Consider the following 5,928-nt stretch of genomic DNA (forward strand, 5'->3'; position numbering starts at 1 on the left):
CGGGTCGTCCGGCGGCGGGTCGACCGGTGCGCCGTCAACGATCTCGAACGCGTTCGGCTTGGCCACGTTCAGGTCCACGGATGCGATACCGCCGGTCGATCCGGACGAACTGTACTGGTGCGCACTCCATGTCGGGTAGGCGCCGCCCAGGTTCGGCTCTCCGGGGTAGCTGCCGTTGTTGGCGCCCCACGACGCCACCCAGAGCTTCACGCCGGCCGCGATCGTTCGGGGCCACGTCCCGGAGCGCAGGTCTGCCGCACCCATGTACAGCCAGGGCACGTGGTTGCCGATCCGGTCGCGCATGCGCTGGAAGAATGCCGCGACCTCGGTGTCGTTCCACAGCCTCGTCGAGTCGTCGAGCACCTCGTTGTCCAGCGCGATCACGTCACCAGGCCGATAGTCGTGCAGGTGGTCGGCAAAGTAGTCGGCAGCCTGAACCGGGGCTTGGAAGTCTCCAGCGAGCCAGTAGTGGCCGACCCTGAGCCCCGCTGCCCGCGCGCCACCCACCTGGATCGCATACTGCGAGCCGGTGTACGGGCCCTCCGACAGTTGCGAGCCGCCAGCCTTCACGATCACGAACTGGTAGCCGTCGGCGCGGACATCGGCGAAGTCGATGCCGGCTTGCCAGGTAGAAACGTCAATGCCGGACACCGTGCCGGCCGGCACCGCTGCGGCGGCAGGTGCCGCCGCAGCGCTCACCGGCAACACGAAGGCAACTGCGGCCGCCACCGCAAGCCGCCCCAGGAAAGCGGTCATGTTGAATCTCCCCTTGAAAAAAGTCCCTGCCAAATCAGGCCTAAGCTGCATCCGGCTGCTATTCGCCGCTCACCCGCACCCTGATCCGCCTGACTGAACTCATCCGGCGTCAGCGCCACCAACGCCGACCCGGGTGGCTACTCCCTGCCGGACGTCGGGCCCCGCCCACACTCACCTACCTTTGCAACGACGGCACCCGCACCGCCCGGGCAACGTGCGGGTAGCCGTCCCGCACCGTATAGATGATCCTGGTGCCATCGCTTCTGGTGATCGCTGACACCGCGGTTCGGTAGACGGGTTGCCCGTTGTAGCCGACCAGTAGGGGCTGCCAGTTGACGCTGCTCGCCTCGTACACCGCGCCCCCACGCACCGTGTACACCACGACCGCGCCGTTGTAGGGGACCGCCGACACCGCGGACACCTGGTCGTGGTTGGGCACCTGCAGATTCCGCCACCCGGTGTTACTGGCCGCCTCATATAAACGACCATCGCGCACCGTGTAGATAATCTTGGTCCCGCCCGCCCGAAGCACCGCGCTGACCGCCCGCGAGAACGGTCTGCCCGTCATACCCGACCGGCAACGGCCGCCAACCAGTGCTGTCAGCAGTCTCAAAAACCTGCGTATACGCCGGCGGGCTCGTTCCCGCGCCATCCAGGTAGACCAGCGGGTTGATGCGGGTGCCGCTCGGGTCGATCATGTGCCAGTGCAGGTGCGGGCCGGTGGACGAGCCGGATCCCGGTGCACCAGCTGCGCCGCCGGACAACCCGACGATCTCGCCCGTGCCGACCCGCGTGCCGTTGGGCAGCAGGAACTGCGACAGGTGTAGGTACTGGGTGCGGTAGCCGTTGTCGTGCAAAATGGTGACGGCGTATCCGCCGGTGCCGTTGTTCGGGTTGTTGGTCACGACACCGCCGCCCGCAGCCGGCAGCCGCGTGCCGACGGACATGCCGTAGTCGATGCCGCCGAGCGAACCCCGGTCGAGATGTCCCTGCCAGGTCTCAGTGACCAGGTAGCCACTGAAGGGGTTGTAGAAACCTGGGACGGTTGCCTCGGCCGCGCGCGCCCCGATACTGACCGCAGTGGCGGTACCGGCCGCCACCGTCGCGTACAAGAAGGTCCGTCTGCTGAACCCGTCGCCTGCCATCAACCGACTCCCACAGTGAGGGGTGCTGTGCGCCCCGAACCTAGACGGGGCATGGACGGCAGGCATCGTGCGTTCGACCGACGGCCATTCAGGGCAGGGGAGCCACTCGCCAGACACACCAGCACAGATCGTCGAGCTACATCACGCCGACGGCACCGGCTGGTGTGAACAGGGCGGGCCCCGTTGTTAGGGTCTTCGCGTGGATATCGAAGCCGATCGCAGTTCTGTGATGCCGGCGTCCTGCTTCCGCTGCGGGACATGACAAGTCACCATGCCGTCGAGTTCAGGGCCGGGCAGCGTAGAGGCGGAGTTCCTGGCCTCAACACGCCGGTACGCGGCGCCCATGCGTGGGTTCGTGCTTTTACTCATCAGCGCTTTCGGGCTTCTGACGGTTCCCGGCGATGCCCTGCCGCTAGGGTTCGCCCTGTTCGGGCTGATGGTGGTCGGTGCCGTGGTGGACTGCCAGGCCGGGTTCTACGAGCGTGCGGCACCACTGGCGCTTGCGTTCGCGGTGGCGCGTGTTGCGGCGATCTGCGTGACGCAGGAGTGGGCCGATGGAAAGCCCAATCAGTGGGCACTCAACGCCCTGACCACGACGTCGATCACTCTGCAGTGGGACTGGCCGCCGAAGGTGTCGTTGCCCGTCACGGCCGGGTTGCTCGTGGTCGGCTTCGCCATGGTTGGCGCCGACGAGGGAAGTGAGGTCGGCCTGCGGCTGCTGGTCGAGTGCGTCATGGCGCGTCTGGCGTTCGTGTTGTTGCAGCGGTCCAGCAGGCGCGTGGACGTGTTGCGGGCACGCCGGGCAGCGCTGGCGCGGGCCGAGGCGGTGGCGGTGGCGCGGCACTCGCAGGAACGGGAGTTCCTCGCGTTGCTGCACGACACCGCCTCGGCAACGTTTCTCCTGGTGTCGACGCACGGCCGGGACACGGACCCCAGGCAGGTGGCCGAGTACGCACGGCACGACCTGACCGTGCTCACAGGCGCCACGGGTGGACAGGCCTCGCAGGACAGCCCGGTGGACCTAAATGCCGCGCTGCGCTCCGTCGTGGATCGAACTCCACTGACCGTCGACGTCCTCTGGCGGGAAGGGACGGTGGTGCCCGCGTCGGCGGCACTCGCGCTGGTGCGTGCAGTACGCGAAGCGCTGGCCAACGTCGAGCGGCACGCCGCAGTACGCGACGCCACGCTGAGCATCCACGTCGAGAAGGGCCGCGTAGTCGTTACGGTCGACGACGCGGGCGTGGGGTTTTGCCCTGGCGAGGTGCCGCACTCCCGCCGCGGCATTCGCGGCTCGATCGTCGAACGCATGACCGCGGCCGGCGGCAACGCCGTTGTCACCTCGCGCTCCGGTACGGGGACCTCGGTACGGCTGATGTGGCCCGGTGCCTGAGAGCCGCGCCGCGCGCGACCACGTGCACCCCACGATGCGGATTGCGCTGCTGTGCGTCACCAGCGTTGTGCAATTCGGGCTGTGTGTGCGGCCGCTGATCGAGTATGAGTACCAGCCGAGGTGGATCGCCGTGGCCGCTTTCACGGCACTGGCGCTCGTCACCGCGGCCTGTGGCGTGTGGGTGGTGCGCCGAAAGCCCATACCGGCCGCCGTCGTGGTGGTCGGCACGGCGATCACGCTGGCAGCCTCGGCCGCTGCCACCCGCGTCCTGCCACCGGGCGAGCACTTCGGCACACCGGACTGGTCGTTCGGCCTGGTGGGGTGGCATCTGTTGCTGCTGCTCCTGGACCGCGTGCCCGTGCTGCTCACCGCCATGGCTGTGCATCTGACGGCGAGCGTTGGCCAGTTCCTGTTAGCGGTCGTGCCGGACCGCGCCGGGATCGGTGCCGCGGGCATCGTCGCGTTCGGCACTGCCAGCATCCAGCTGGCGGTCGTGCCGATCTCGCGGATGCTGCACCACAGAACACGTCAGGCGATGTCAGTGGCCGCCGAGCAGGAGCAGCTGATCACAAGGGTGATGGCGGTCGAGCAGTGGGAACGGGAACAGCGCACCGTCTTCGCCGGGCAGTTGGGTGTGACACTGCCGCTACTAGCGGACTTGGCCGATGGCGTGCTGGACCCCCGCGACGACGACACCCGACGACGGTGTTCCCTCGCGGCGACCCAGCTCCGCAGGTTGTTCGCCGAGAACGACGAGGTCCCTGATCCGCTGGTGCACGAAGTCACCGCGTGCGTCGATGAGGCCGAACGACGCGGCATCGAGGTGTCGCTGGCGGTCAGCGGCGCGGCCGTGGCGGTGCCCCCCGACGTGCGTCGGGAACTCACCAGCCCCGTTGTGGCGACGCTGGCTGCGGCGCGGTCCCGCGCGCGGGTGAGTGTGCTGCGCACCCACGAGGACGTGCGGGTCGCCGTGATGGCGGATGCCGGCACCGACACCGACGTGGTCACCGTGGCCTCCGCGCAGGTTCTAGTCGACTATGACACCTATGGCGAGTACGTGCGAATGGAGGCCAGATGGCAGACGGGAAGCAGCTGAGCGCCGTAATCGTCGATGACCACCCGGCCGTGCTGGCCGGGGTGACCCACTGGCTGTCCTCCGGAACACCGCCGATACGGGTGGCCGCCTCGGGCAATGACGTCCGCGTCGCGTGGCTCGACGAGGGTGCCCAGGCCGACGTGGTCATCCTCGACCTGCACCTGGGCGGACCGATCCCGGCGATGGGCGACCTGCGCAGACTGGTGCAGGCGGGGCGGCGGGTCGTCGTCTACTCGATGCGCGCTGACGACGTGATCGCACTTCAGTGCCTGGAGTTGGGCGCGCTGAGCTACCTGACGAAGGCTGAGGGCACCGAGCATCTCCTCAACGCCACCAGGGCCGCAGCGGCCGGTCAGGCGTACACCGCGCCATCCCTGGCGGGCGCGCTCGCCGGCGACCGCTCCGCCCACCGACCGGTGTTGTCGGCGCGCGAGACCGAGGTGCTGATCCAGTGGTTCCAGTCGCAGTCCAAGGAGTTCGTGGCTCAACGTCTGGGGATTTCGCTGAGCACGGTCAACTCCCATCTGGAGCACATCCGGATCAAGTACGCGATGCGTGGCCGGGCGGCCCCCACCAAGGCGATGCTGGTAGCGCGCGCCATCCAGGATGGGTTGATCCAGGTCGACGATCTGTGACGGTGTTCGTGGTTGGCTTCCTGCCCCGGATGGCTGTCGGTCGAACCCACGCTCGCCCATCCTCGGCGACTACGGTCAGCACCGGGCGTGCTTTCCTGGCCGACGCGCCAACGTCGGCCTTCAGCCCGTCACCACGAGCCCGATCGGCCAGCATCGCGATCACTGCTCATCCGTGACCGCACCCACCGGCCCCACGGCCGGCTCCTGCCCCGAGGTGATCTCGGTCGCCGCCTGGCGCCTCTACCTTGATCGGTCGATCAGCCGATACTTGTACAGTCCGATGCCCTTAGTCTCGTCGCCATCCACGCACTACAAAACACGGATGAGGAGCCGATGATGGGTGAGGAGATTCAGCCCAGCTGCTGTGGCGGTGCGGCAGACCGGCCACCGGCCGGGCTCAGTCGCCGTACGTTGCTGCGCAGTACGACTTTGGCCGCCGGTGCCTTTGCTGTCGGTGGTGGGGTCGTCGGTCTTCCCGGGACCGCCCACGCGGCACCAGCGATCTACAACCCGTTCACCGGCTACCCGATCACCGGCACCTGGCAGGACCACCTCGACTACGGGTCGCTCGGCGGGATCGACTTCGGGATGGGGGTCGGCACCGCGTTGCCGGCCTGCGGCGCCGGCACGATTCAGAACATCCCCTACAACGGGACGGGCGGGCACACCGTCACGATTTACCACGCGGACGGTTACCGCAGCCAGTACATGCACCTGTCGGAGTTCCTGCTGGCCAACGGGACCGCAGTCGGCGCCGGGACGATCGTGGGACGGTCGGGCGGCGCCGTCGGCGCCCCCGGCTCGGGCAGCTCCACCGGCCCGCACCTGCACTGGCACATGATCAACCCGAGCGGGGTACGCATCAACCCGCTGACCTACATCAGCCAGAACCCGGGTGGCGGTGGC

The 5,928-nt window shown here is 68.2% G+C and carries 7 protein-coding genes; 4 read left to right on the top strand and 3 right to left on the bottom strand.

The features are described from left to right. The 3 genes from ACGF5C_RS34090 to ACGF5C_RS34100 form a co-directional block, all read right to left on the bottom strand. The coding region (locus tag ACGF5C_RS34090) for a glycoside hydrolase family 25 protein (RefSeq protein WP_393308426.1) at positions 1-756 on the bottom strand (756 nt) is incomplete at its 3' end. A gap of 175 nt (positions 757-931) precedes the next feature. After that, entirely contained in the window at positions 932-1,195 is a 264-nt protein-coding gene (locus ACGF5C_RS34095; RefSeq protein ID WP_393308428.1) for a hypothetical protein, read from the bottom strand. A 34-nt stretch (positions 1,196-1,229) separates the two neighbouring features. Then, a complete protein-coding gene (locus ACGF5C_RS34100) occupies positions 1,230-1,901 on the bottom strand; it encodes a M23 family metallopeptidase (RefSeq protein ID WP_393308430.1) in 672 nt (223 codons plus the stop codon). A 343-nt stretch (positions 1,902-2,244) separates the two neighbouring features. On the opposite strand from ACGF5C_RS34100, the gene ACGF5C_RS34105 reads away from it, so the two are divergent. The 4 genes from ACGF5C_RS34105 to ACGF5C_RS34120 all read left to right on the top strand — a co-directional run. Continuing rightward, positions 2,245-3,291 (top strand): sensor histidine kinase, encoded by a 1,047-nt coding sequence (locus ACGF5C_RS34105; RefSeq protein ID WP_393308432.1) that lies wholly within the window; start codon positions 2,245-2,247, stop codon positions 3,289-3,291. Next, entirely contained in the window at positions 3,284-4,387 is a 1,104-nt protein-coding gene (locus ACGF5C_RS34110) for a hypothetical protein (RefSeq protein ID WP_393308434.1), read from the top strand. The genes ACGF5C_RS34105 and ACGF5C_RS34110 overlap by 8 nt, the downstream gene beginning before the upstream one ends. Next, positions 4,366-5,022: a DNA-binding response regulator gene (locus tag ACGF5C_RS34115; protein WP_393308436.1), complete on the top strand. Its 657-nt coding sequence runs from the start codon at positions 4,366-4,368 to the stop codon at positions 5,020-5,022. Before ACGF5C_RS34110 ends, ACGF5C_RS34115 begins: the two co-directional genes overlap by 22 nt. Before the next feature lie 336 nt (positions 5,023-5,358). Then, positions 5,359-5,928 (top strand): M23 family metallopeptidase (locus ACGF5C_RS34120; protein ID WP_393308438.1); only part of this gene is annotated, 570 nt, incomplete at its 3' end.

It is taken from the genome of Micromonospora sp. NPDC047620 (genome assembly GCF_043205005.1).
Lineage (GTDB): Bacteria > Actinomycetota > Actinomycetes > Mycobacteriales > Micromonosporaceae > Micromonospora.